The organism is Streptomyces sp. S4.7 (genome assembly GCF_010384365.1).
Taxonomy (GTDB): Bacteria; Actinomycetota; Actinomycetes; order Streptomycetales; family Streptomycetaceae; genus Streptomyces.
In genome coordinates this window covers 3,543,356-3,568,828 of the sequence record NZ_CP048397.1, presented here as the reverse complement: position 1 = coordinate 3,568,828, position 25,473 = coordinate 3,543,356, and the positions used below count along the sequence as shown (strand labels likewise).

At 67.7% G+C, this 25,473-nt stretch carries 23 protein-coding genes, 1 tRNA gene and 1 other RNA gene; 14 read left to right on the top strand and 11 right to left on the bottom strand.

Annotated elements, in window-relative coordinates:
• Positions 1-189: 189 nt before the first annotated feature.
• A complete protein-coding gene (locus SSPS47_RS15735) occupies positions 190-1,725 on the top strand; it encodes an alanine/glycine:cation symporter family protein (protein WP_164251655.1) in 1,536 nt (511 codons plus the stop codon).
• Positions 1,726-1,988: 263 nt separating this feature from the next.
• Positions 1,989-3,305 (top strand): Na+/H+ antiporter NhaA, encoded by a 1,317-nt coding sequence (nhaA, locus tag SSPS47_RS15730; RefSeq protein ID WP_164251654.1) that lies wholly within the window; start codon positions 1,989-1,991, stop codon positions 3,303-3,305.
• A 530-nt stretch (positions 3,306-3,835) separates the two neighbouring features.
• Here nhaA and SSPS47_RS15725 read toward each other — a convergent pair.
• Positions 3,836-5,980, bottom strand: coding sequence for an AIPR family protein (locus SSPS47_RS15725; RefSeq protein WP_164251653.1), 2,145 nt, complete (start codon positions 5,978-5,980; stop codon positions 3,836-3,838).
• Positions 5,981-6,267: 287 nt separating this feature from the next.
• Between SSPS47_RS15725 and SSPS47_RS15720 the strand changes: the two genes are divergently transcribed.
• On the top strand, positions 6,268-6,831 hold the full coding sequence (locus tag SSPS47_RS15720; RefSeq protein ID WP_164251652.1) for an HD domain-containing protein: 564 nt from the start codon (positions 6,268-6,270) through the stop codon (positions 6,829-6,831).
• On the opposite strand, the gene SSPS47_RS15715 is transcribed toward SSPS47_RS15720, so the two are convergent.
• Together SSPS47_RS15715 and SSPS47_RS15710 are read right to left on the bottom strand one after the other, a co-directional pair.
• Positions 6,819-7,286 (bottom strand): NUDIX domain-containing protein, encoded by a 468-nt coding sequence (locus SSPS47_RS15715; RefSeq protein WP_164251651.1) that lies wholly within the window; start codon positions 7,284-7,286, stop codon positions 6,819-6,821. The genes SSPS47_RS15720 and SSPS47_RS15715 overlap by 13 nt on opposite strands.
• Positions 7,273-8,046, bottom strand: a complete 774-nt coding sequence (locus tag SSPS47_RS15710) for an XRE family transcriptional regulator (RefSeq protein WP_164251650.1) — start codon at positions 8,044-8,046, stop codon at positions 7,273-7,275. The genes SSPS47_RS15715 and SSPS47_RS15710 overlap by 14 nt, the downstream gene beginning before the upstream one ends.
• 98 nt (positions 8,047-8,144) lie before the next feature.
• Here SSPS47_RS15710 and SSPS47_RS15705 point away from each other — a divergent pair, with 98 nt between their 5' ends.
• The 4 genes from SSPS47_RS15705 (at position 8,145) to SSPS47_RS15690 (ending at position 11,053) form a co-directional block, all read left to right on the top strand.
• On the top strand, positions 8,145-8,837 hold the full coding sequence (locus SSPS47_RS15705; RefSeq protein WP_164251649.1) for a haloacid dehalogenase-like hydrolase: 693 nt from the start codon (positions 8,145-8,147) through the stop codon (positions 8,835-8,837).
• 108 nt (positions 8,838-8,945) lie between these two features.
• Positions 8,946-9,848 carry a radical SAM protein gene (locus SSPS47_RS15700; protein WP_164251648.1) on the top strand — a complete coding sequence of 301 codons (903 nt, stop codon included), beginning with the start codon at positions 8,946-8,948 and terminating at the stop codon, positions 9,846-9,848.
• Positions 9,841-10,482 (top strand): hypothetical protein, encoded by a 642-nt coding sequence (locus SSPS47_RS15695; RefSeq protein WP_239064923.1) that lies wholly within the window; start codon positions 9,841-9,843, stop codon positions 10,480-10,482. Before SSPS47_RS15700 ends, SSPS47_RS15695 begins: the two co-directional genes overlap by 8 nt.
• A complete protein-coding gene (locus SSPS47_RS15690; RefSeq protein WP_164251647.1) occupies positions 10,400-11,053 on the top strand; it encodes a class I SAM-dependent methyltransferase in 654 nt (217 codons plus the stop codon). Before SSPS47_RS15695 ends, SSPS47_RS15690 begins: the two co-directional genes overlap by 83 nt.
• Before the next feature lie 111 nt (positions 11,054-11,164).
• Here the strand turns inward: SSPS47_RS15690 and SSPS47_RS15685 are convergent, their stop codons facing one another.
• On the bottom strand, positions 11,165-12,373 hold the full coding sequence (locus SSPS47_RS15685) for an IS701 family transposase (RefSeq protein WP_203558080.1): 1,209 nt from the start codon (positions 12,371-12,373) through the stop codon (positions 11,165-11,167).
• A gap of 146 nt (positions 12,374-12,519) precedes the next feature.
• Here SSPS47_RS15685 and SSPS47_RS15680 point away from each other — a divergent pair, with 146 nt between their 5' ends.
• Positions 12,520-13,107 (top strand): class IV adenylate cyclase, encoded by a 588-nt coding sequence (locus SSPS47_RS15680; protein ID WP_164251645.1) that lies wholly within the window; start codon positions 12,520-12,522, stop codon positions 13,105-13,107.
• A gap of 153 nt (positions 13,108-13,260) precedes the next feature.
• On the opposite strand, the gene SSPS47_RS15675 is transcribed toward SSPS47_RS15680, so the two are convergent.
• Both SSPS47_RS15675 and SSPS47_RS15670 read right to left on the bottom strand, forming a co-directional pair.
• Positions 13,261-14,178 carry an IS3 family transposase gene (locus SSPS47_RS15675; protein ID WP_164251644.1) on the bottom strand — a complete coding sequence of 306 codons (918 nt, stop codon included), beginning with the start codon at positions 14,176-14,178 and terminating at the stop codon, positions 13,261-13,263.
• Positions 14,175-14,483, bottom strand: a complete 309-nt coding sequence (locus SSPS47_RS15670) for a transposase (RefSeq protein ID WP_164247473.1) — start codon at positions 14,481-14,483, stop codon at positions 14,175-14,177. Before SSPS47_RS15670 ends, SSPS47_RS15675 begins: the two co-directional genes overlap by 4 nt.
• 74 nt (positions 14,484-14,557) lie before the next feature.
• Here SSPS47_RS15670 and SSPS47_RS15665 point away from each other — a divergent pair, with 74 nt between their 5' ends.
• Positions 14,558-14,983, top strand: coding sequence for a hypothetical protein (locus SSPS47_RS15665; protein WP_164251643.1), 426 nt, complete (start codon positions 14,558-14,560; stop codon positions 14,981-14,983).
• A 99-nt stretch (positions 14,984-15,082) separates the two neighbouring features.
• On the opposite strand, the gene SSPS47_RS15660 is transcribed toward SSPS47_RS15665, so the two are convergent.
• Together SSPS47_RS15660 and SSPS47_RS15655 are read right to left on the bottom strand one after the other, a co-directional pair.
• A complete protein-coding gene (locus SSPS47_RS15660) occupies positions 15,083-16,000 on the bottom strand; it encodes an IS3 family transposase (protein WP_164251339.1) in 918 nt (305 codons plus the stop codon).
• Complete coding sequence (locus SSPS47_RS15655) at positions 15,997-16,305, bottom strand: transposase (RefSeq protein ID WP_164247473.1); 309 nt, start codon at positions 16,303-16,305, stop codon at positions 15,997-15,999. The genes SSPS47_RS15660 and SSPS47_RS15655 overlap by 4 nt, the downstream gene beginning before the upstream one ends.
• A 122-nt stretch (positions 16,306-16,427) precedes the next feature.
• Here SSPS47_RS15655 and SSPS47_RS15650 point away from each other — a divergent pair, with 122 nt between their 5' ends.
• A complete protein-coding gene (locus tag SSPS47_RS15650) occupies positions 16,428-16,910 on the top strand; it encodes a hypothetical protein (protein WP_164251642.1) in 483 nt (160 codons plus the stop codon).
• 334 nt (positions 16,911-17,244) lie between these two features.
• Here the strand turns inward: SSPS47_RS15650 and SSPS47_RS15645 are convergent, their stop codons facing one another.
• The 3 genes from SSPS47_RS15645 to SSPS47_RS15635 all read right to left on the bottom strand — a co-directional run bounded on the left by SSPS47_RS15645 (position 17,245) and on the right by SSPS47_RS15635 (position 20,061).
• The gene (locus SSPS47_RS15645; RefSeq protein WP_030594928.1) at positions 17,245-17,970 is read right to left on the bottom strand and encodes a PaeR7I family type II restriction endonuclease; all 726 of its coding nucleotides are present in this window, start codon (positions 17,968-17,970) and stop codon (positions 17,245-17,247) included.
• An 11-nt stretch (positions 17,971-17,981) separates the two neighbouring features.
• Complete coding sequence (locus tag SSPS47_RS15640; RefSeq protein WP_164251641.1) at positions 17,982-19,658, bottom strand: Eco57I restriction-modification methylase domain-containing protein; 1,677 nt, start codon at positions 19,656-19,658, stop codon at positions 17,982-17,984.
• A gap of 315 nt (positions 19,659-19,973) precedes the next feature.
• Positions 19,974-20,061: transfer RNA gene (locus SSPS47_RS15635), tRNA-Ser, on the bottom strand.
• A gap of 72 nt (positions 20,062-20,133) precedes the next feature.
• Between SSPS47_RS15635 and ffs the strand changes: the two genes are divergently transcribed.
• The 4 genes from ffs (at position 20,134) to SSPS47_RS15615 (ending at position 25,176) form a co-directional block, all read left to right on the top strand.
• Positions 20,134-20,230: signal recognition particle sRNA small type (gene ffs, locus SSPS47_RS15630), an RNA gene on the top strand.
• Positions 20,231-20,274: 44 nt separating this feature from the next.
• Entirely contained in the window at positions 20,275-22,572 is a 2,298-nt protein-coding gene (locus SSPS47_RS15625) for a DNA polymerase III subunit gamma and tau (protein ID WP_164251640.1), read from the top strand.
• A gap of 140 nt (positions 22,573-22,712) precedes the next feature.
• A complete protein-coding gene (locus tag SSPS47_RS15620; protein ID WP_164251639.1) occupies positions 22,713-24,170 on the top strand; it encodes an NF041680 family putative transposase in 1,458 nt (485 codons plus the stop codon).
• A 70-nt stretch (positions 24,171-24,240) separates the two neighbouring features.
• Complete coding sequence (locus SSPS47_RS15615) at positions 24,241-25,176, top strand: transposase family protein (RefSeq protein WP_203557751.1); 936 nt, start codon at positions 24,241-24,243, stop codon at positions 25,174-25,176.
• Positions 25,177-25,473: the final 297 nt, after the last annotated feature.

The following is a 25,473-nucleotide window of genomic DNA, read 5'->3' as shown; positions in this document are numbered from 1 at the left end:
ATCCGTTTCCGGAGCCTCTCTTTCCGGTGGCGGTTTCACCGGTGCGCACCGGTACGTACCACCGGGGTGAGCCCGGTCCGGGTCCGCGGACCGGGTCGCCCCCGACGGTCTTGGACATGGCTGTCTCGCCCTTGCCTGCCCCCACCCGACGTGTGCTTGCGCGTCGGCCTGCGCTCCCGAGGTAGTCAGATGTCACTTGACTCATTCACCGAGTCGGTCGACGAATCCGTCAGCGGATTCTTTGAACCGATCGCCTCCTGGCTCGGGGAGGTGGTGTTCTACGCCGTTCCCGTAGGGGGCACGGATCTGCCGCTGATCGTGGCCTGGCTGGTGGTCGCGGGTCTCGTCTTCACCGGCTGGTTCGGGTTGATCCAGTTCCGCCGGTTCCGGCTGGCCGTCGATGTGGTGCGCGGCAAGTACGACGACAAATCCGCGGCCGGTGAGGTGAACCACTTCCAGGCACTCACGGCGGCCGTCTCCGGCACGGTGGGCCTGGGGAACATAGCCGGCGTCGCGGTCGCGGTCAGCATCGGTGGCCCCGGCGCGACGTTCTGGATGATTCTGTGCGGGCTGCTCGGCATGGCCAGCAAGTTCGTCGAGGTCACCCTCGGCGTGAAGTACCGGGAGGTGCACGCCGACGGCACCGTCTCCGGCGGACCCATGCACTACCTGCCCAAGGGCTTCGCGGAACGGTTCGGCAGCACCGGTGCGCGGTTCGGAAAGGTCCTCGCGGTGCTCGCCTCGGCGATGATCCTCTTCTTCGGCCTCTTCGGCGGCAACCTGTTCCAGGTCAACCAGAGCTACGCGCAGCTCGTATCGGTCACCGGAGGCGAGGACGGCGCCATGGGCTCCTCGGCCGGCGCGCTGTTCTTCGGCATCCTGGTGGCCGCACTCGTCGGAATCGTCCTGCTCGGCGGCATCCGCTCGATCGCCTCGGTCACCAGCCGCCTGGTCCCCGCCATGGCCGCCGTCTACATCGCCGCCTGCCTCGCCGTCATCCTCGTCCACGTCGGTGAGGTGCCCTCGGCCGTCGCCACCATCGTCGAGGGTGCGTTCAACCCCGAGGGAGTCGCGGGCGGCGTGCTCGGCGCGCTCATCATCGGCTTCAAGCGTGCGGCGTTCTCCAACGAGGCCGGTCTGGGTTCGGCACCGATCGCGCACTCGGCCGTCAAGACGAAGCACCCCGCCAGCGAAGGCCTGGTGGCCCTGCTGGAGCCGTTCATCGACACCGTGATCATTTGTACGATGACGGCCCTCACGATCGTGATCGCCAACCCCGCGAGCTGGGCCGAGGCCCGCACCGGCGAGGAGATCGGCGGCGTGACGATCACGTCCGACGCCTTCGAGACCGTGCTGCCCTGGTTCCCGTACATCCTCACCGTCGCGGTGATGCTGTTCGCGATCTCCACCGTCCTGACCTGGGGCTATTACGGTCTCAAGGCGTGGTCGTACCTCTTCGGCCGCAGCAGGGCCAGCGAGATCACGTACAAGGTGATCTACACCCTGTTCGCCGTCGCCGGCTCGCTGCTCACCCTCCAGACCCTGATCGACATGGCGGACGCCGTCCTGTTCACGCTGGCTGTCATCAACATCATCGGCCTCTACTTCCTGGCCCCGGTCGTCAAGCGGGAACTTGAGACGTTCCTGGCGTACGTACGCCGGCACGACAGCGGTGAAGTCCAGGACCCGGCGGCGGAGAAGGCTCCGGCCCCCTCCGAATCCTGATCCCTTCCCGTCCCAGGGCGCGGTCGGTCCCCTGCCAAGGGGCCGACCGCGCCTGTCTGTCGCCCCCGAGCCGCCCCGGCTCCTGTGCTGGTCTCCGTCGTGCGGTGCGCCGTGGGCCCGGGCGCTGCAGAGGTGCGTTGACCAGCGGGCGCGGATAGCCTGTCAGCAACGCGTCAAGAAACGCGCTGGAGTGCCGGGAAGCCTGGTCGGCGACACGGATAACTGTGTCCACCCGCAGTCGACCTCCTCGAAGGACCCTCTGCATGCGCCGTGACTCCGAAGAGCGCTCACCGTTTCTGGCGGTGCCCTCGTGGCGTGAGCGGACGGCCGTGGCGCGAGCGCTGCGCACCGAGACAGTCGGCGGGCTGGTGCTGCTGGCAGCGGCGCTGGCCGCGCTCATCTGGGCCAACTCCCCCTGGAGCGAGAGCTACTCCTCGGTGCGCGACACGCACTTCGGAATCGGTGCGCTGGGGCTGGATCTGTCGGTGGGGCACTGGGCCGCCGACGGGCTGCTGACCGTCTTCTTCCTCGTCGCGGGTATCGAGCTGAAGCGTGAGCTGGTGGCCGGGGAGCTGCGCACCCCCGCCGCGGCGGCGCTGCCGGTGGTGGCCGCGGTGTGCGGGATGGCGGTGCCCGCCCTCCTGTACGTCGCGGTCGCCCGTACCGGAGGCGGATCGCTGTCCGGCTGGGCGGTACCCATGGCCACGGACATCGCGTTCGCACTGGCGGTCCTCGCCGTCCTCAGTACCCACCTCCCGTCCGCCATGCGGGCTTTCCTGCTGACACTCGCGGTGGTCGACGACCTCGGCGCGATTCTCGTCATCGCGCTGTTCTTCACCAGCGATCTCAACCTGCTCGCGCTGGGCGGGGCCGTGGGAGGGCTGGTCCTGTTCTACGCACTGCAACGCCTGCGGGTGCGTGGCTGGTGGTGGTACGTGCCGCTGGGCATCGCCATCTGGGCGCTGATGTACAACGGAGGCGTCCACGCGACCGTTGCCGGGGTGGCGATGGGACTGATCCTGCGCGCCACTCCCGACGACGACACCGGAGGGCGCAAGCCCGAGCAGACCTCACCGGGGGCGCGCACCGAGCACCTGCTGCGGCCCTTCTCCGCCGGCGTCGCCGTCCCCTTGTTCGCCCTCTTCGCCGCCGGAGTCAGCGTGTCCGTCTCCTCGATGGGGGAGGTGTTCACCCGCCCCGAACCGCTGGGCGTGATCGCGGGCCTGGTCATCGGCAAAATCGTGGGCATCTTCGCCGGCACGTATCTCGCCGTGCGCTTCACCCGGGCACGGCTCAACCCCGACCTCGCCTGGGCGGATGTGTTCGCCCTCGCCGCGCTGGCAGGTATCGGGTTCACCGTCTCCCTGCTGATCGGTGAACTCGCCTTCCCGGACCCGGCACAGGCCGAGCACATCAAAGCCGCGGTCCTGGCCGGCTCCGTGATCGCCGCCCTCCTCGCCGTGTTGCTGGTCAAGCGGCGCGACCGCATCTACCGACGGCTGTTCGAGGAGGAGAACCGTGACGACGACCTGGACGGCGTCCCCGACATCTACCAGCGCGAACCGGACGGTGCGGCATGACGTCCGGAACGCTCTGAGCGTTGCGGCCGACCACCTCCACCGGCTTCCGGTCGACGTTCGCCCACACTCGGCTGCAACCAAAACCGCAACCACACACGTCGAAGGCCCGCCATCGCTAGCGACGGCGGGCCTTCGACTATTGCCCGGTGAGAGCAATGGCGGAGGATACGAGATTCGAACTCGTGAGGGGTTGCCCCCAACACGCTTTCCAAATGTTCGCTTGGGTGTTCGGGGGTGGGCGGGAACGTCCTGACCTGAGGAAATATCCAGACCTGGGCTGGGGTGTGAACCCTGGTGGACGGCGGTGAATGAGACCAGAACTGAGACCGGGACGCGGGCCACGCCGCGCCATGCCCTGAAGACGCCATAGATATCGGGACGGACGGCCGCGATGAGGGCTCTCAAATCCTCCTCAAGCTGCCGACGCAGAGGGCGTGGACGTGCAAGGGAGATGGCTCCTGCCCCACGGGCAAGAGCGTCTGGGGCGAGCGCTCTTGGCCCAGACGGTCTCGCCCCGGGGGCGCTCGAACTTAGGGCTGGTCATGTTCTGTCGGCTCCTGCTCGGTGTCCAGCCGCCGCCACAACCGTTCCGCAATCTCCACCAGTGTCCCCTCCCCGGGTATCTTCCACTGCTTGGGTCCCTGGACCGCACTCCACTGTTCCCGCCATTCGGCTTGTTGCCAGATGCGATTCACCAGCCCACTCGGCGAGTAGCGTCGGCCATCAGCCTCCCAGAGGATCGGCGCTTTGCGGTCGTTGAGCCAGGTGCCCCGCCGTCGACGCGGGTCCTGGTCGAGCCAGGCGCCGATGGCCCGCTCTTCGGTGTCACTGGGCGCGTAGGTCAGCGGCGTGCCCTCGGGGATGAGGTCGTGGTCCACGAGGAGATGAATGGTTGGGGGCCGCTTCGCACGCTTCTTGCTGGCTGCCATCACAAACGCCGAGAGGTCAGGGGCATCGCTCCCTGCGTCGAGCGTCAGCAAGACCGCCTGGACAAGCTGTCTGGACTTCTCCTCGCTGGCAAAAGTACTCGTGATGTAGCTCTTGTTGGTGAAGAGTTTGTCAACCATGCCGATCAGGCCGGCCAGGACGCGTTGTACCTGGTCAGGCACGCCCTGCAGAATCGTGTCCCAATCGCTGTCGGGTTCTTCAATCACCTCGCTGCCGATTCGCTGGAACACCACATGGGCCGCCAGTAGCGCCCCACTGTCCGCGATGGACGCCGCCCTTCCTGATAGCGCCGACCGGAGCTTCGTGAGCTCGTCCCGGATTTCTCGCAGGACCTGTACGGAACGCCAGATCTGGTAGGCGCTTGCCTGTTGCCCGAATAGGCGGGTATAGGCGCCATCAGCGCCTTCCTTCCACAGAGCCTCGGTCGACCCCTTTATCCGGACCGCGAAGGTGAGGTCCTGATACGCACAGGCGAGAGCGGTGGCCGCCTCGGTAACCGAGCAGCCAGACTCGGGAGCCGGGTCCATTTCACCGCGCCGGAAGACGTACTCCTTGTCGAGTGAGAGCTTGAAGTCCTTCTGGATCTCGCTCTGTACCGGATCAATTGCGATAAAGTCCCGGCGCTCCATGTGGTTCTGGGTGTTGGTGGCTTTGGTGACACTTTGTGCGAACCCCTCAGGCGTCCCCTCTACGGAGACAATCCGCACGGAGACGTAGGCTTCTGCCACTGCGTCCGGGTCCTTCTCGAAGGCTCGGTTGGCTGAGGTGACGGTCTGTGCACCGTTTACGACGCTCGCGTTGCGGAGAGTCAGGGAGATGGGTGCTCCGGTCGCCCGCTTCGCAAAGAATTCCCGTTCGATGGCGTCGCACTGCACCGTGATGCCGTTGTGGCGGTAGAGGAAGCCGTCAGGGTCCTCCAACATGCTGTCGACCAAAGTCTTGTTGACTCCCGTGAGCCCGAGCGACTTGCGGACGTTACGGTCGTAGAGGCGCTCGCCGTTGTCCGCGTACCACCGGGCGAGCTCTGCGGCGCTCACCTCACCAACGATGGCCTTGTAAGGGGTCTCGCGGTCGTGCCAGCCCTCGGTCATCTTCGCGGTCAGGCTGATGGGCTCTGGCTCCAGCTCTTCCCGAATGGCCCGGTGGAAGGCAGCCTGGTCCACCACTCGGTATTCGACAGTGCGGCCGAGTCCCCCGAATTCACGGGCTGCCTCATCCAGGATGTTGCGTGTCTCCGGTGAAAGCTGTCCGCCCCCCATCAGTGCGACGACTAGGTGCACTTTGCAGGTGGGAAGTTTGAGGACGCCATGCACCCGGTCTCCGAGTAGTCGCAGGCGTTCATTGAAGTGGTCGAAATCCCGGTTATCGAGCTTCTTGAGGCCGTGGATTAGCTTGAGTGCCGCCTCAGTGTCGAAGCCTGCTGTCCCCGAGTTCTTCCATTTAGCCTGGATTAGCCAGAGTTCCGTCCCGGAAGCGGAGAAGGCCACGGAGTCGATGCCGAAGTCGGCTCTGCCATCGATTACCCCAGCGGCTGCCTCGTCTGAGGTGCAGTCGGTCAGAATGCGAGCTGCCCTCGCCGATACGGCCCGGGATAAGAGAGCGGTTTCCCGCTCCGTAGGATCCTTCTTCTCGAAGTCGTCCATGGAAATCCGGTCAGTGAACTCCCTCAATAGGGCCTCACGAATCTGCCGAACCTCCAGCGGCATCGCCTGCGTGCTCTTCCTCATCCCCGCCCCACTACTCCCCTGATCTCGCTCTGACCACCCAGCGTACCCAGGTGATGCAGAGCGTGGTGGTGAAACCTGCGGCGGATAGGAGTTCCGGGGCCGAGGGGTGGACTGCTGTACTTCACGGCCGCGCGTTCCACTACGACACGATCCTTGACAAGCTGATGGACGGACCGCCTGGCGAGTTCGCCCGCCCCTGCGCTGCTGCTGACAGCACCTAACCGATTGCGCACTGAGGGACGCCGGGCATGGAATGACTTTGGCCCCTTTTGGGCATCGAACGGGCCATGGAAGAAACGATGCTGGCATGGGCGAGGCAGGTAGCCGAGAACGAGCTCAGCGAGGTGCTTCCCCGACGGTGGGCGCATTCGCAGGGCGTGGCGGCGCGTGCCGCCGGGCTCGGCCCGGCCCTGGCAGGGAATGCTGAGCTGTTGTTTTCCGCGGCAGTACTGCATGACGTGGGCTACGCGCCCCGGCTGGCGGAAACCGGCTTTCACCCGCTCGACGGGGCGCGGTTTCTCCGAGACGAGCATGGTGCTGATGAGCGGTTGGTGCGCTTGGTGGCGAACCATTCGTTCGCGCTGCTGGAAGCCGAGGAGCGCGGGTTGATGGAGGTGCTGGAGCGCGAGTTCCCGTTGTTAGATGAGGCTCTGCTTGTGGATGCGCTTGTGTACTGCGACATGACAACCACACCGGATGGCAAAGTCACTTCGACCGATGCTCGCCTGGCCGAGATCGCCAGCCGGTACGAATCCGGCAGCCCGGTGGGGCGGTTCATCCGCCGAGCATCACCTGACATCCTGGCGGCCGTGAGCCGGGTAGAGGCGGCCTTGGAGGCTCAGCCCAGGTAGGGGTACGTGCCTGCCAGGTAATCGCCGATCTGTTGGCGCATGCTCGGGTGGATGTCGTACTGGTCCAGGTCGCTCGGCTGGACGTACCGGACGCCGTCGGCCTCGTCGTTGATCGTGGGCTCACCGCCCACCGGCCGGCCGATGTAGGTGTTCTCGTACTGCTGGCGGATCTCGCCGTCGGTGTAGGCCACGATGTGGTTCGGGTTCGTGTAGACCCCCAGGAAGCCCGTGACCTCGGCGATGATCCCGGTCTCTTCCTGGCATTCACGCACGGCGCACTGGGCCGCAGTCTCGCCGATGTCCTGGGCTCCGCCCGGCAGGGCCCATTGGCCGGTGTCCCGGCGGCGCTGGAGGAGAATGGCGCCGTTGTCGTCGACAACGAGCAGGTTGTTGGCGGGGATGAGTGTGTTCGCCTTGGGGGCCTTGGGGTCGTTGTAGTACTCAGTCCTGCCCATGCGGCGAGGGCCCCTCCTGGTCTGGTGTCCAGGGCCGTGCGGTGGCCCAGACAGCTTCGAAACTCTGAGCGTAGTTGTCGAACCAGCCCGCCGTGTCTGCTCTGCGGAGATGGAGGAGGGGGTTGGCGCTGGCCGGCTGGCCCCAGACGTGCGGGTTGATCAGAAGATCATTGTCGTACCGGAACATGGAGGTGTAGAGCGTGGTGTCGTGCAGTCTCACCTCGCATCCGGCCTCGGACAACAGGGGCCGGTAGTAGGTCAGGGAGGCACGGATCTTGGCGGCGAGGGTGTCGCCGATTCCCTCTTCGTGGCCCCGGATTGCTGCGGCCCGGCCCTTCGAGTCGCCGAAGCAGAGCCGCACTCGCACCCCGCTCGACGCACGCTCGGCGAGCATCTTGGCCACGTGCGGGTTGGACTGAGCGAAGAAGGTGCCGGAGAAGACGAGGACGCTGATCTGCTCCTGGGCGCCGTTGAGCAGCGACAGCCATGTGTCGCGCGGGACGCTTGCCCGGTTCTGGTAGGTCCCGACCAGCTCCTGCCCTGAACCTTCGAGTTGCTGCGGCGTGGTCGGCGCTGGTGCGGGCCAGAGGAACAGTTCCTCGACCCGTAAGTGCTTGGCGACGCGGAAGCGGTGGCGAGGATGGGGAACGCGCCCGCCGAGCCACCGGCCGACGGTCTTGGGGTCCACCTCACAGACTTCGGCGAGTGATTCGGGTGGGATGCCGCGCTGGGCGAGCACGGAGTGCAATCGCTCGTTCACAGACGCCATACAAGCCGAGACCGGTCAGGAGCGGCAAGGACGTTTCGGGACGTTCCACAGAAGGAGGGGGCCATGACCGCTGTATTTACGCTGGATGCATGGAGCTCATCGTCCTGTGGGACATCGACCACACCCTCATCGAGAACTCAGGGGTCAGCAAGGAGATCTACGCCGCCGCCTTCACGGCCCTGGCGGGAAGGGCGCCCGCGGGGCCGGCGCGGACGGAAGGGCGTACGGACCGGCTGATCATGCGCGACATGTTCGAGCGGAACGGCCTGGCCGAGCCGGACTGGCCAGCGGTCGAGAAGGCTCTCGCCGACGCCGGGGAGGCCCGTCTCCACGCCCTCAGCCAGCGGGGAACAGCCCTGCCCGGTGTGCGGGAAGTCCTGAAGGAGGTCTCCGTGCACAGCAGTTGGGTGTCGTCGGTGCTCACAGGCAATATCGCGGACAACGCCCGCGTAAAGGTCGCGGCCTTCGGCCTTGATCCCCTCCTCGACCTTCCGGTTGGCGCCTACGGGGCTGATGCCCTCCAACGCCCCGACCTGGTCGCTGTCGCCCGGGAGCGGGCCCGGCGGCTGCGGGGCGCCCCGGATGGCGTGCCCGTCGTGCTCGTTGGAGACACTCCGAGGGACGTGGAGGCCGCACTCGTCACGGGTTCCGAGATCATCGCGGTCGCCTCCGGCGTCCACAGCACCGAAGAGCTGGCAGCCGCCGGTGCCCGTACGGTCCTGCCCGATCTGACGGACACCGGCCGTTTACTCGGGATTCTGGAGGCGCTCTCCGCACGCTGAAAACGTCCCAGGACGTCCTCGGAGCGTCCCGATACGCGGTGACGAGGTCCGTACCTGTCCCGCCAATATCAGGTCTCCCACCAGGCAAGTGCCTCGAAGGAGACCCTCGTGATCAGCGAAGTCACCGGGATCCGCAGGATCCGGATGCTGTACCTGCAGCTGCTCTACCGCTGCAACTTCGAATGCCTGCACTGCTTCCACGGCAAACGGCTCCAGCACGCCGACGCCTTCACCACGGACGAGGCGGTCAACCTCCTCACGCTGATGCGCGACGAGTACGGCACCGAGGCGGTCACGCTGCTGGGCGGCGAGCCGTTCGTCTACCGGGACCTTGCCCAGGTCGTCCGGTACGCCAAGCGGGACCTGGGCATGCAGGTCGAGATCTGCACCAACGGCTACCGCATCGAGCGCTGGCTGACTGAGATCGCCCCCGACCTGGACCTGCTCCGGGTGTCGCTGGAGGGCATTGGCACGACCAACGACAAGATCCGGAAGTTCGGAAGCTACCGCAGTGCCCTGAGCGCCCTCGAAATCGCCCAGCAGCTCGGCGTCCGCGCCGGCGCGACCATGACGGTCACCTCGCGCAACATCGACGAGGTCCTGCCGCTCGCCCGCACACTGCAGCACTACGGGGTGGAGCAGCTGAAACTCCACTGCCTCCGCCCGGTCGGCTACGCAGCCGATCACCCCGAGCTCCTCGTCAACGACGCCACGGCCTACACCCGCCTCCGGGAGCGCCTGGCCTCGGCCGAACTGGAGATCGAGGTGATCCTCGACGAGGACCTGTCCGAGCTCGGTGCACCGGACGCCTGCCTCCCCGCCGGGGGCCCTGTGGAGATCGAGCGGATCGAAGCCGACCCGCGCGGCGCGCTCACCATGTCCTGCAAGGCCGTCGGCAAGGACTCGCACGCCTTCTGGTACGACAAGCTCGCCGACCACATCGACCACCGGCCCTCCCCCACCGACGAACTCACCCTCGCGGTGCCGGACGTGGTGTACGGACGTGTCTGACCCGGCGTCGTTCGAGAGCGTCGAAGGGCTGCGCGGCACCGGCAAGTCGACGCTCGCCCCCATGCTCGCAGCCGTCCGTGGCGCGGTACTGGTCCCGACCGTGCCACCCACTTACCAGGCACTGCGGCAGGAGGTCGACCGGCTGGGAAACGCAGAGGCACGCATGTGCTTCTACCTCTCGGCCCTGTTCACCGCCACCGATCAGATCCAGCGGTACCTGTCCGCCGGCATCCCGGTCGTCGTCGAGAGCTACTTCGCACGCTGCCTGGCCAACCACCGCGCTTTCGGAGCAGACCTCTCCGTTTCCCTGCCGCCGGGCATCGCGCGTCCCGTCACCTACTACCTCGTCTGCGCGGAGGACGAGCGCCAGCGTCGACTCGCCCGGCGTGACAAGCCTGTCTCGCGTTGGGACGCCCTCGCCGAGATCACCGCAGACAAGATCACCGACGCCTACGCAGCGTTCCTGATGCACCGCGTGAACACCACCGGTCTCACCCCTGACGAGGTCCTCCGAGCCGTCCTGAGCACCCACCCGCAAGGAGAGCAAGCCAGTGCAGACACCGAGCATGTGGCGGCACACCCTCACCTTCTTCCCTCAGTTCCTCGCCGCGCTGAAGGAGCGTACGGAGCCTGACTCCACCGTGATGGTCATCGGCGCGAGCGACGGCAGACTCGTCGTGCCACTGGCCGCAGCCGGCTACCGCGTCATCGCCATCGAGCACGACCCGCTCGCCCTCCACGGCGGCGAGGTCCAACTCCCGGGTGACAGAACCGGTCACGCGATGGGAATGATCGAGCGCCTGAAGCAGGAAGGGCTGCACGACCGTGTCCAGGTCGTGGAGGACGACTTCCTCGCCTCCGACCCCGTCACCGCCCCCTGCGATGCCGTCTGGACGAGCTGCTCGTGGCATTACAGTGCCAACCACCACCGGCCGTTGGGCGAGTTCGTCGACCGCATGCAGCGCCTGGTCCGGCCCGGCGGTCTGCTCGGCGCGGAGTTCATGATGCCCCTCACGCAACGCCACCACGTGCTGGAGCACTACACATCTCCCGAGAAGCTGCGGCGTTACTTCATCGGGGACTGGGACGTCCTGCTCACCCTGCGGACCAACGAGTTCACCGAGCACGCGCACGTCGGACAGCTGCAGGACCACAACCACCGTATGGGCCTTCTCCTTGCAGCCCGTGCGTCCACCCCCTCCTAGTAGGGCTTGGTCATGTTGGTGCGGGGTCTGGCATGTCGCGGTGACAGGTGGGACAGGCGCCGGCCCAGATCACGAGGAGTAATTGCAGCTCGCGGACGACTTGGTAGAGGCTCAGGCCGACGCCGTCTCTTTTGGGGATCGGTTCAGTCGCTGCAGGGTGCAGAAGGCGTGGGCGACCGAGACGAGGGTGACGTGGTGGTGCCAGCCTGGCCAGGTTCGGCCTTCGAAGTGGGCCAGGCCCAGGGCCTGTTTCATCTCGCGGTAGTCGTTCTCGATGCGCCAGCGCAGCTTCGCGGTGCGTACGAGGACGGGCAATGGGGTGGTTTCGGGCAGGTTGGAGAGCCAGAACTGCACGGGCTCGTCCTGGCCGGCGGGCCATTCGGCCAGCAGCCAGCGGACCGGAAGCCCGGTGCCGGCCGTGGCCTTGCGGATCTCGCGTCCGGCGGGCCGGACCCGCAAGGCCACGAAGCGCGAATACATGCGCTTGTGCCCGCTGCGGCCACTGCCCGGCCGTGATCCCTCCCTCCACTGCACCGGCCGCGCGGAAGATTTACCGGCCGCGATGACCAGGCTCTTCACCCTCTGCGCCGGCTCGGGGTAGGCAGGAACCGGATGTGGGCCGCGGCCGGAGCAGGCCGGGATGCATGTCTGTGCGATTTCGGGTTGCGCGGTGGTCGTGGTCGAGATGCCCACCACGTAGTCGAGACCGCGTTCTTCCAGGCCGAGCCGGAAGGCGGCGGTGTCCCCGTAGCCTGCGTCGGCGATGACCTGGGGCACCTCGATGCCCCAGGACCGTGTCTCGTCGATCATGTCGAGGGCCAGCTGCCACTTCTCGACATGGCCCACCTGGGCAGGGATGGCGCACTTGTCACGGCGGGCGACCTTGGCCGGATCGGCTTTCGGTGAGGCTGGGTCCCAGCTCCCGGGCAGGAACAGGCGCCAGTTGACCACCGCCGAGGCGCCGTTGGAAGCCAGGTGCAGCGAGACTCCGGCCTGGCAGTTGGTGACCTTGCCCGCGGTGCCGGTGTACTGCCTGGTCACGCACGCCGAAGCGTTCCCGTCCTTGAGGAACCCGGTGTCATCGATGACCAGCGCGGTGGGTTTGATGACCGGCTGCATGCGCCAGGCCAACCGGGCCCGCACATGCGCCGCGTCCCAAGGGCTGGAGGTGACGAAGTGGGCCAGGGCCTGCCGGTTCCCGTCCTCGCCCAGGCGGGCGGCCATCGGCTCCACCGACTTGCGCCCACCGTCCAGCAGCAGGCCCCGCAGATAGACCCCGCCCCACCGCCGCTGATCCGCCCGCGCGAACGGCTCGAACATCTCCGCCGCGAAGTCCTCCAGATCACACCGGACCGCAGCCAACTCCCCACTCAGCACACCCGATCAACGACACGACCGATCAAGAAGACACGCCATCACGGACCACACATGACCAAGCCCTACTAGAGCTACGGGAAGAAGGACCTATGAAGCACGAGTACGAAGCCAAGTTCCTCGACGTCGACGTCGACGGCCTCCAGGCCAAACTGACGGCGCTCGGAGCCGTCCAGGCATTTCCGCGCACCCTCCTCACTCGGAAGATCTTCGAGAACGACGCGCTCGAAGGCGGCGCCTGGGTCCGCCTGAGGGACGAGGCCACCCGCTCCACTCTCACGCTGAAGCAGGTCACCGACTCCACGACGATCGACGGCACCACCGAGATCGAGACCGAGGTGTCCGACCTGCACGCCATGGCCGAGATCCTCCGTAACGTCGGCTTGCGCGAGGTGCGCTACCAGGAGAACTACCGGGAGGAGTGGCGCCTGGGCGAAGTCGCCTTCGATTTCGACACCTGGCCGGACCTCCCCACCTTCGTCGAGATCGAGGGACCCGACGAGGCGTCGGTCCGCCAGGCAGCCGCCCTGCTCGACCTCGACTACAGCGAGGCACGATTCGGCAGCGTCGACGAGATCTACAAGAGCGAGGCCGGCAGGGACATCCTGGCCGAGCCCACGCTCCTCTTCGCCGACGCCGACAAGCAGGCTTCGGCCAGGGCAGCTGTCCCGAGCGAGTGATCTTGGGGACGAGCTGTGTTGTTAGAACTGGCCGTGACGCCTCGGGTCATACCCGGCATCGCCGAGTTCGCGCGCGGCGGTCTGCCAGCCGCGGCAGACACTGACGACGGCAATACGTGGACTGAGGTTCCCCCGTTGCTCGGGAGGTGCTGATCAGCTGGTCAGGGAGGGTTGACGGGGTTTCAGGTTCGCTCTTTTGGTCGTTGCCTGCTCGGCGTAGTGCTTCTCCTCGAACTCGATCGGGCTGAGGTAGCCGAGCCGCTTCTGGATGCGCCGGCTGTTATAGAAGCCGTTGAAGTACTCGAAGAGTGCGAGGTTGGCTTCGGCCCTGGTGGTGAAGACGCGGCCGCGGACGCACTCGGTCTTCGTCAGCATCCACAGATTCTCCGCGAGGGCGTTGTCGTAACTGTCGCCGGCCGAGCCCATCGACGCGTCAATTCCTGCCCTCATCAAGCGTGTTGTCAGCTTGATGGACGTATATTGGCAGCCGTGGTCGGCGTGGTGGATGAGCTTGCCGGGCTCGACCTCGCGGGAGGCGGGCGCGTACTCCAGGCTGGACAGGACCAGGTCGGCGTCCGCGCGGGCGGAGGTTTCCCAGGCCACGACCCGGCGGGAGAATGCGTCGCGGATCGCGGACAGCCACAGCGGTCCCTCGGCGGTCGGGATCATCGTCAGATCGGTGACCCACAGACGGTTCGGCCCCTGGGCGGTGAAGTCCCGGTTGACGAGGTCCGGGGCGAGCGCGGCCTTGGGATCCCGGCGCGTGAAACCGCTCCGGCGCGGGCTGAGACCCGCCAGATCGGCCTCGCGCATCAACCGCTCGACGCGTTTGCGGCCTACGTGGACGCCCTCGCGTTTCAGTATGGCGTGCACCCGTGGCGACCCGTAGATGCCACCGGACCCGGTATGGATCGCCTTGATCTTCTCGGTGAGCTCGACGTCGCGGCGCCGCCGCTCGCAGGGCTCTTTCTCAGCGCGGCGCCAGCGGTAGTAGGTGGACGAGGCGATGGAAAGCTCCCGGAGTACGCACTCGACTCCCAGGTGTGGATGCTCGTCGAGGAGCGCGGTCACCTGGGCCGGGTCGGGTCGAGTTGCGCCGCGAAAAACGCCGAGGCCGTCCGCAGCACGTCGTTCGCCCGCTTGAGCTGGGCGTTCTCCTTCCGCAGTGCCACCAGCTCGGCGTGTTCGTCGGTAGTCAGCCGGTCATCCCGCTCGCCGGCATCGGCCTCGGCCTGCCGGATCCAGCCCCGCAGGGCCTCGGGGTGGACGCCAAGGTCGACGGCCAGCTTCTTGATCTGCGGCTTCGGATCCGACGCGCGGTACATCCGCACCGCACGCTCACGCAACTCCAGTGAGTACTTTCTGGGGGCAGCCATGGACGATGTTCCTCTCATGAGAACCATCTGACCCTCTGTCATCGACTTCCGCATCTCGGGGGAACCTCAGTTCGATGGCCCGCGCCGAGCTGCTGACCGGGATGCGCTCAACGGGGCTCGACGCGCGCGAGGTGGACAAACCTGCCGACTTCGCGTCCGGTTTCACTGTTCAGGTCTACCCGCACGTTCGGATCCTGCCCTCACACAGTCTCCGGATCGCCTTCGCCGCCGGGGATCCGGCATTCCCTCGCGTCCACGCACACGGACCCGACTGCCCCGCCCACCGCAACCCCGACGGTTCCCTTTGCCTCTGGTACCCGAAGGACGCGCCCTCGCGCCGCTGGTCGCCCGGTGACGGCGGGCGGGTCCTCGTCGCGATCATCGTCCGCCATCTGCGATGGGAATCTGCCTATCGCGCCACCAACATCTGGCCGGGCTTCGAAGCACCCCACGGCCACGGTTCGCCGGGCCTCGACGAACAGGACCACATCATTGGCTGACGCGATCAAAGTCTTCGGCCCCTACGCCGCTGTTTTCGCCGCACTCGTGACCGGCCTCGTCCTCGGCCTGAGGTTCCCCCGTTGCTCGGGAGGTGCTGATCAGCTGGTCAGGGAGGGTTGACGGGGTTTCAGGTTCGCTCTTTTGGTCGTTGCCTGCTCGGCGTAGTGCTTCTCCTCGAACTCGATCGGGCTGAGGTAGCCGAGCCGCCTCTGGATGCGCCGGCTGTTATAGAAGCCGTCGAAGTACTCGAAGAGTGCGAGGTTGGCTTCGGCCCTGGTGGTGAAGACGCGGCCGCGGACGCACTCGGTCTTCGTCAGCATCCACAGATTCTCCGCGAGGGCGTTGTCGTAACTGTCGCCGACCGAGCCCATCGACGCGTCAATTCCTGCCCTCATCAAGCGTGTTGTCAGCTTGATGGACGTATATTGGCAGCCGTGGTCGGCGTGGTGGATGAGCTTGCCGGGCTCGACCTCGCGGGAGGCGAGCGCGTACTCCAGGCTGGACAGGACCAGGTCGGCGTCCGCGCGGGCGGAGGTTTCCCAGGCCACGACCCGGCGGGAGAATGCGTCGCGGATCGCGGACAGCCACAGCGGTCCCTCGGCGGTCGGGATCATCGTCAGATCGGTGACCCACAGACGGTTCGGCCCCTGGGCGGTGAAGTCCCGGTTGACGAGGTCCGGGGCGAGCGCGGCCTTGGGATCCCGGCGCGTGAAACCGCTCCGGCGCGGGCTGAGACCCGCCAGATCGGCCTCGCGCATCAACCGCTCGACGCGTTTGCGGCCTACGTGGACGCCCTCGCGTTTCAGTATGGCGTGCACCCGTGGCGACCCGTAGATGCCACCGGACCCGGTATGGATCGCCTTGATCTTCTCGGTGAGCTCGACGTCGCGGCGCCGCCGCTCGCAGGGCTCTTTCTCAGCGCGGCGCCAGCGGTAGTAGGTGGAGGAGGCGATGGAAAGCTCCCGGAGTACGCACTCGACTCCCAGGTGTGGATGCTCGTCGAGGAGCGCGGTCACCTGGGCCGGGTCGGGTCGAGTTGCGCCGCGAAAAACGCCGAGGCCGTCCGCAGCACGTCGTTCGCCCGCTTGAGCTGGGCGTTCTCCTTCCGCAGTGCCACCAGCTCGGCGTGTTCGTCGGTAGTCAGCCGGTCATCCCGCTCGCCGGCATCGGCCTCGGCCTGCCGGATCCAGCCCCGCAGGGCCTCGGGGTGGACGCCAAGGTCGACGGCCAGCTTCTTGATCTGCGGCTTCGGATCCGACGCGCGGTACATCCGCACCGCACGCTCACGCAACTCCAGTGAGTACTTTCTGGGGGCAGCCATGGACGATGTTCCTCTCATGAGAACCATCTGACCCTCTGTCATCGACTTCCGCATCTCGGGGGAACCTCAGCCTCCAGGCGCGGATTGGCCGTCGCGCCCAGCTGCAGGAGCGGAAGCAGGAATTGTTCGCGAGCGCGTACGAGGCGAGCATCCAGTACGCGGAGATGGCTTACGTCGTGCGGCGCCGCCGCGCGGACGCTGCCGCCGAGGAGCGGGTCCGCCTGTCGGAGCAGCTGCGAGAGATCCAGTCCAGACTGACCTGGCACGAGGCGTGGGTCCGCTTCGAGGCTCCGGAGGTGGGCGCCGCGTATGACGAACTCGTCGCCCGTACGCGGACGGTGGCCGGGCAGAGCATGAAGGATGCGTGGCTCTCGCCCCCAGGGGCGGACGACACGGCGATGGTGATCCCGACGTCGGTGATCGACCTGCGGGCGCTGGCGGATGTCCGCGAGCGCTACATGGCCGCGGTGGAAGCGCACCTTCGCCCCCGGGGCCGTGCCCGCCGCCTTTTCCCGCGCCCGCGCCGCGCCATGCCACCCCCACCCGCGCCTGCTCCCCCGGCCGGTGGGACGACCCCCGGCGGCCCCGTCGGCGGCTCGCCGTGAGGCGAAATACACGCACACCCCCGCCTCCGGCCGGCACTGGCCCTGGACCCACGTGATCATCGACGCCCTCGAACGGCTCGCTCTCCTACCGAACTCCGGGTGACCAGAAGGTCTCCCCGTTCCCACGCGAGCCCTTCACCCGGAGCAGCGAAACCCCGCGCCACCCCGAGACGACATTTGGGCCCCCGACCTGCCCCTCTACCCACCACACGAAACGGCCGACCGACTCCGCGGCGGACCGTCAAGCAAGATCGAGGTTGGGGGCCTCGCCCCTGCGAAGGCATCCGAATGCGGGGCCTCGACCAGATCGGTCGGGGCCCGCTCGTCCTTTTTCCTAGCCGGGGATCCCGAGCTCCTTCAAATACGTGAGGCGGGCGCTTATGGCAGCCGAGAAGTGCCGCCAGTCAAGGCTGTTCACCAGTTCGACGGGCTTGGGGTCCTCGGCTGAGGACGTGACATAGCAAGCGGCGTCGTACAGCTGCTCGGCCACAAGGCGCTCGCAGAAGATCCCGAACCGGTCCTGATACGAGGTGCCGTGCCAGATTGAATCGGCAGGCAGCGCGCCCTCCGCGATGCTGACCGGCCTCCGAGAGCCGCTGCCGTCCTCCATGATGAAGAAGTAACCGAGCCAGGGCTTCTCCTTCGGATACAGCTCGGCCAAGGCGGCCCGTCGCAGATCCACCGCGCTGCCGAGTGCTTCCTCAACCCGGTTGTTGTAGTTGTTTCCGAACGACGGCCCACCGAGGGCCTTCAGTTCGAAAGCCGCAACCAGTACTCCCTCGTGGACCACCACGAGGTCCCACTGCTTCTGGGGGCGGTAGTAACCGGGGAGTTCCAGACCTTGTTTCTTGGTGACCCGGATGCTCTCGGGCGGGTAGCCGGCTTCGAGGAAGAACTTCGACAGGAGGATCGCGATCGCGTCGAAGTGCTTACCACCGCGCACGGATCCGGCGGTGCCGGCGCCGACCGCGGCCTTGATCGCGGACTGCTCCCGCTGCAGCTGCTTGGCGCCCCAATAGGTCGCTATCGCGTCCTCGAAGTCCTGGCGGGTGACCGTCAAGATCCGCTCTCCTAGTCAGGAAGCTCGGCAAGTCCGTAGACGCGCAGGGCGGCCTCCGTGGCGGCCCTCACGTCTCGCTTGTCGAAAGCTGCCGCCAGGGCTTCTCGGTCGCGCTCGCCGATCGCTTCCGGGTCTGGGACCCGGATCTTGCGGAGGTACTGAGCCTGGAAGCGGAGGGTCCCCCCTCGCATCTTGACCGCGTACGCCTCCACGAATGCTTCCGCGACCTTGGAGAGTAGGAGACCACCCAGCACGCGCATGTCCCAGACGTCCGAGACGATGAAGTACAGGTTGTGGTGAGGGTACAGTCCGCCCTCGTCGAGTACCGGATGGATCGTCAGCTTCATGTCCGGGAACAGCAGCTTGGGCCGCCGGGTCAGCGCGTGATCGACCTTGTCGATGGTCTTGTACCAGCGGTGCGGCTGTTTGACCGCCACATAGCGCTGGCGCAGCGCTGCTCCGTTTTCGTCGAGATATCGGGCAAGCCGCGGATACGCAGCGAGGTCGACCAGGTCGCCGCTGGCCGACCAGGGGTTGACCAGATAGGTGCCGTTCCAGTTCAGGGTCCCGCTTGTGGTGTCGCGGACCATGGCCATCGGCAGCAGTCGATCTTCCTCGATCAACTTGCCGTTGTTGGTGAGGAAGATCTTGTCCGCGCCAGTGGCGATCCCGATGCCGACCCGGGTACCGGTGCCGTCGTTCTCGAGCAGTTGGAAGCGCTCCGTCAGCTCTTCGAGCACGGCCAGCCGGGCCGGAGAGGCACTCGGCCATGAGTCCTCGTCCGGGAACCAGTGCGGCATGCGAGCAGCCTGGAAGGCTTCCGTCACGACCGCTTCATCCCGACCACTCGCGTACCAACGCGCAAAGTCGGTGGCTTGGGGAGCACCGAAGGCTCGCGTGGCGTCCGCTGCTACGGCGGTGCCCTGGGGCCGCTTGCTGATGAGCGTGATGGCTGGGTAGGCCGAAACCTGGTCGTCGAAGGCGTCGACATCGTGCATAACCAGAGCCAGGTCCACGCTGAAGCCCTTGGTCACCATCTGCCGGAGCCGCCGGCCGTACTGATTGCGCATCCACCGGTCCGCGCAGATGAAGCCCAGTTGTCCTCCGGGGCCGAGGCTTCGGAGCGCGACTTCGAAGAAGCCGACATAGATGTCTGCACGGCCGCCCATGGTGGGGCACGCGCGACGGTAGACCGCCATCCTGTCCGCGGGGACGTCCTCCAAGCGGATGTAGGGCGGGTTGCCGACCACGTAGTCCGCGTGCTGGGTCCCTTCGGGCTGGAGTAGGTAGTCACCCTGCTCGACCCAGGCCGCCGCCACCTGCCGGGCATCCGCCGGGTTCCAGCCGTCGTCGACCAAGTGCTTCTCGACGACTTCGCGGCTCCTGCGGACGTTGCGCTCCAGCAGATCGAGCGCACGCACGGCACCGCTTGCGTCACCGATGGGACGGTTCTGCTCGCGGCAGGATGCGCTGATCCGCGAAGCCACGGCTCCTAGAAACGCACCTGACCCGCAGGCCGGCTCCACGAGCTTCAGGTCGCAGAGGGCTTTATCAGAGGTGTAGCCCACGAGGTCGAGGATCAGATCGACGACCCAGCGCCGCGTGAACACCTCGCCGTGCTCCACGGCCTCCTCGGGGACCGAGGGGAGGGTGTGGAGGGCGGTGTCGAAGAACAGGGGAGTGGCCACGTCTTGACACTACTAGGGAGGATTTCGGCCACGAGAGTTATCCACAGGGGCGCTCGCGCTCAACGGAGTGATCTGTTCCATCTGCGGAGCATCGGGCTCGTGGGCCTCGTGGGATCGACATCCACTCGTACCCATGCTCAACGAGAGCGTGCTCTGGCTCGTCGGCCTTGAGAGGGCGCACGGCGGAGGAGAGCGGACCAGCAACCGAGCCGACGCGTCACCTCGGAGTAACTGAGACCAAAACTGAGACCACCAACGACGAGGGGCCCCGCAGCAAGCTGCGGGGCCCCTCGTCGTATTGCCCGGTGAGAGCAATGGCGGAGGATACGAGATTCGAACTCGTGAGGGGTTGCCCCCAACACGCTTTCCAAGCGTGCGCCCTAGGCCACTAGGCGAATCCTCCGCGACGAACCATACAAGACTGGGAGCGGTGCTCGCGAACTCGTTCGTGGGGGTGGGGATCGGGTACTGTGGGCGCAGCCCCTCACGTGGCGCTATCTGACTGAACTCCCCCAGGGCCGGAAGGCAGCAAGGGTAGGTTGGCTCTGGCGGGTACGTGGGGGGCGTCTGCGTTGGCGGGGGTGGGATGTCGTAGCGGGCCGATATCGTCGTAGGTGTGTCGTCCCTAGCGCTGTACCGCCGTTACCGCCCCGAGTCGTTCGCCGAGGTCATCGGGCAGGAGCATGTCACTGACCCGCTGCAGCAGGCCCTGCGCAACAACCGGGTCAATCACGCGTACCTGTTCAGCGGGCCGCGAGGCTGTGGGAAGACCACCAGTGCGCGCATCCTCGCGCGCTGTCTGAACTGTGAGCAGGGGCCCACGCCGACCCCCTGCGGGGTCTGCCAGTCCTGTCAGGACCTGGCCAGGACCGGCCCCGGGTCGATCGATGTCATCGAGATCGACGCGGCTTCGCACGGTGGTGTGGACGACGCGCGTGATCTGCGGGAGAAGGCCTTCTTCGGGCCGGCCGGCAGTCGTTACAAGATCTACATCATCGACGAGGCGCACATGGTCACGCCGGCGGGGTTCAACGCCCTGCTGAAGGTCGTCGAGGAGCCGCCGGAGCATCTCAAGTTCATCTTCGCGACCACCGAGCCGGAGAAGGTCATCGGCACGATCCGGTCGCGTACGCACCACTATCCGTTCCGGCTCGTGCCGCCCGGGACGCTGCGGGACTATCTCGGCGAGGTGTGCGCCAAGGAGCGGATCCCGGTCGCCGACGGGGTGCTGCCCCTGGTGGTGCGGGCCGGGGCCGGGTCCGTGCGGGACTCGATGTCCGTCATGGACCAGCTGCTCGCGGGCGCCGCCGAGGACGGTGTGACGTACGCCATGGCGACGGCCCTCCTCGGTTATACGGACAGTTCGCTGCTCGACTCGGCGATCGACGCCTTCGCGGCGGGCGACGGCGCCGCGGCCTTCGAGGTGGTGGACCGGGTCATCGAGGGCGGCAACGATCCGCGGCGGTTCGTCGCCGACCTGCTGGAGCGGCTGCGGGACCTGGTCATCCTGGCCGCCGTTCCGGACGCCGGTACGAAGGGGCTCATCGACGCCCCGGACGACGTGGTCCAGCGGATGCGGGACCAGGCGTCGGTCTTCGGGGCCGCCGAGCTGAGCCGGGCCGCCGACCTCGTCAACACCGGGCTCACCGAGATGCGGGGCGCCACCTCGCCCAGGCTCCAGCTCGAACTGATCTGCGCGCGCGTGCTGTTGCCCGCGGCCTTCGACGACGAGCGTTCCGTACAGACGCGGCTCGACCGGCTGGAGCGAGGGGTGTCGGCGGCGGCGTTCTCGACCGGGGGCCCGGCGCCCGCCATGGGGTACGTCCCCGGGCCCGAGGCGCACCCGGTGGCGCCCGGCGGCGGACCCGCGGCGGCACGGGCCGCCGCGCAGGGCGGCGGTGCGCCGGGCCAGGCACCCGCGCCCCCCGCCACCACACCGCCCCCCGCACCGTCCGCGCCCGCCCCTGACCCCGAGCCCGCCCCCGCCCCGGCGCCCCCGAGCGGCGGCCGGCCCGGCGCCTGGCCCGGTGCGGCGACGCCCGGCGCGCCCGCCCCGGCCGCTCCCGAGCCCGCCCGCAAGCCCGGCGGCTGGCCCACCGCGTCGACCCCCGGGCGCGGACCGCAGCCCGCCGAGCCCGCTCCGGCCGCGACCCCGTCGGCGCACGAGCCGGCAGGACCGGCCGCCCCCGCCGGCGGCCCCGTCATGACCCAGGGCGCCGGACAGGTGCGGAACATGTGGCCGGACATCCTGGAGGCGGTGAAGAACCGCCGTCGCTTCACCTGGATCCTGCTCAGTCAGAACGCGCAGGTCGCGGGCTTCGACGGGACCACCCTCCAGCTCGGCTTCCTCAACGCGGGCGCCCGTGACAACTTCGCGAGCAGCGGCAGCGAGGAGGTGCTGAAGCAGGCGCTCTCCGAGCAGTTCCACGTGCAGTGGAAGATCGAGGCGATCATCGATCCCTCGGGCGGCACCCCGCAGCCGCCGGCTCCCGGCGGCGGCAACAACCCCGGCGGTGGCGGGGGTTACGGGGGCGGCGGAGGTGCCGGGGGCGGCTACGGAAGCGGAGGCGGTGGCGGCTTCGGCGGCGGGGACGGCGGCACCAGACCCCAGGCACCCGCTCCCTCCCAGCGGCCCACACCGCCCGCCCAGTCCGCCCCTTCCGGGGCGGGCTCCGGCTCCGCGGTGTCCGGCGCCTACGCACCCGCAGCCCCGGCGCACACCGTCCCCGGCCCCACGACGCCCGAACAGCGCCGCCCGTCGGACGCGGCCCCCCCGGCCCCCCGGCACGTCGCCCCCGAGGACGACACTCCTGAAGAGGACGACGCCGACCTCGTCGACTCCGCGCTCTCCGGGCACGACCTGATCGTCCGCGAGCTGGGCGCCACCGTGGTCGAGGAGTATCCGAACGACTAGCTTGATCTTTAACCTCGGGGTCCGAACGGTGCGTCGTACTTGATCACTCGGACTGGTAACTGCCCTACGTGCGGGCGGCCTTCGGCTGAGCATGTGATCCGACCAAGGAACACACAACGCTCAGCACGAAGGCCGTGGGGATGAGTCTGTCGCATCACGTCGTCCGGCAGGATCCGATTGCGGGACTGTCACGCTTCCGGGGTGAGTTCTACTCCTGTCTGACCAGGCGTGCGGACGCCTTGTTCGAACTCGCGGACGCGGTGTTGTGCGCGGATGGTCCGGTCCGGTCCTTGGTGGAGCTGTCGCTGGTGGGCGAACACCGGCGGGGACACGGCGGGCTCTACGATGCCCTGGCCGCGGGCCGGGTCGACGTCGCCCGGCTGCGGCGGGCCCTGGCGACGGTGCCGCTGCCGAGGGCGGCGGACGGCCGGCTGGTTCTGGCCGCCGACCTCACCTGCCGGCTGCGGCCCAGCGCCCACACCTCGCCGCAGCGGATCCTGTGCCACACCTATGGGCGGGGCAAGGACCAGCACATTCCCGTTCCCGGCTGGCCGTACTCGGTGATCTGCGCGCTGGAGACCGGCCGCAGTTCCTGGACCGCACCGCTGGACGCACTGCGTCTGGCACCGGGCGACGATGCCGCCACCGTCACCGCCCGGCAGATGCGCGAACTCGTCGAGCGGCTGGTCACGGCCGGCCAGTGGAAGGACGGTGATCAGGAGATCCTGATCGTGGTGGACGCCGGATACGACGTGCCACGTCTGGCCTTCCTTCTGAAGGATCTGCCGGTGCAGGTACTGGGCCGGATGCGCTCGGACCGCGTCCTGCGACGCGCGGTCCCACCCCGTGAGCCCGGTGTCCTGGGCCGCCCACCCCGCCACGGCGGCGAGTTCGTCTTCGGTGACCCGGACACCTGGAACACCCCCGACATTCAGACGGTGACCGCAACCCGCCTATACGGGACAGCCACCGCCAGGGCCTGGGACCGGCTCCACCCGAGGCTGACCCACCGCTCCGCCTGGACTGCTGAGCTGGGTGCCCTGCCGGTGATCGAGGGCACCGTGATCCGTCTGCAGGTCGAGTACCTGCCCAGCGGTGCGACACCGAAGCCGGTCTGGTTGTGGTGGTCGGGCACCGACGCCACCGAAACCACCGTCGACCGGCTCTGGCAGGCATTCCTGCGGCGCTTCGACATCGAACACACCTTCCGCCTTTTCAAGCAGACCCTGGGCTGGACCTGCCCGAAGATCCGCAGCCCCGAAGCCGCAGACCGCTGGACCTGGCTGACCCTCGCGGTCTTCACCCAGCTCCGGCTCGCCCGCCCACTGGCAGCCGATCTCCGCAGGCCGTGGGAGAAACCGACCCCGCCCGACAGGCTCACTCCCGCACGAGTCCGCCGCGGCTTTCGGCACCTCCGCCCGAAGGCAGCCTGCCCAGCCGAAGCACCGAAACCCGCCCGACCCGGCCCAGGACGCCCACCCGGCCGCAAGAACAACCAACCCACTGCCCGCTATGACGTGCACACAGTTGGCAAACCAGGCTCCGCGAAGCGACGCAAGAAGAAGTCAACGACCCCGCGTCCACGCCGCACAGGTTAAAGATCAAGCTAGCGAGCTCGTGCATGGTTGGCGGTGAGACGCCGAGTCCTTGATCGTTGATCATGGTTGCGTGGTGGGGAACTCGGCTCGTGCACTGGTCATCAGCAACCGGCGGATCACGGGCCTGACGGCCGATGTGATCGCTGAACTCGTCGCCGAAGTGGGGCCGTTGTGGCACGAGCGCCACCAGGCCAGGCTTGCCTCCCGGCCGCGCAAGCGGGCCATGGGCGCCGGCGCGAAGCACCGGCTGGTGTTTGTCGACCGGCTGCTGGCCACTCTCGTCCATCTCCGTCACGGGACTACCCACGACGTGCTGGCCTGCTGGTTTGGCGTGGACCGCTCCACCATCACCCGGGCCATCAACGAGGTGCGGCCCCTGCTCGCCGAGCGAGGGTGCACCATCAGCCCCGACGTACGGCTGCGGACTCTGGCCGAAGTCGTCGACCATCTCGGCGCGACAGGGAAGACCGGCATCATCGACGGCACCGAGATCCGGGTCCGGCGGCCGGCCCAAGGACGCAAGGACCGGGACAAGTTCATCTCCGGCAAGAACAAGCAGAACGCCGTCAAATCCATGGTGGTCACGGACGGCGAAGGACGCATGCTGTGGTGCAGCCCGACCAAGCCCGGGAGTTGCGCGGACATCACCCACGCACGCCAGTTGGGGCTGGTGGAGCTCCTGGCCGGTGGGCCTGCGGTCGAGATCCTCGCCGATGCCGGCTACCAGGGGCTCGGCGCACAGACCGGCGGACGCGTGGTGACGCCACCGCACCGCAAGTTCAAGAAGAACGCCCCGGACTGGTACGAGGATATGTACGAGCGCCAGCGCAAGGCGCACTCCTCACGCCGTATCCGGGTCGAGCACGGCATCGCACATCTCAAGAACTGGCGGGCACTCGCACGCCACCTCGGCCGCCGCGAGCACATGAGCGACACGGTCCAGGCCATCGCCGGCCTGCTGTCTCATCAGCAGGGCGCAGACCTGACATCGGCACGGCAGATGTGACCCCCGGGCCCCACCGAAGTCCTCGACGTCTCACCGCCAACCATGCACGAGCTCGTAGGGCGTGTCCCGGAAGTAGCACCGTCCGCCCGCAGGGCGGGGCCCGCGGCGGCTGCCGCGGTGCATCGCGAGGCCGAGGAGTGGTCCTGTACTGGACGTACTTGGCCGGCTCCCACAACGCGGGGGCACCTCCCGTACCCCCTCGGGGAGGTGCCGCGCCAGCCGCTGCGGGCCAGGCGGGACTCTCCGGACACGCCCTGGGACGCCCCCGCCCCGCGCACCCTCATACCCGCGCCCGCC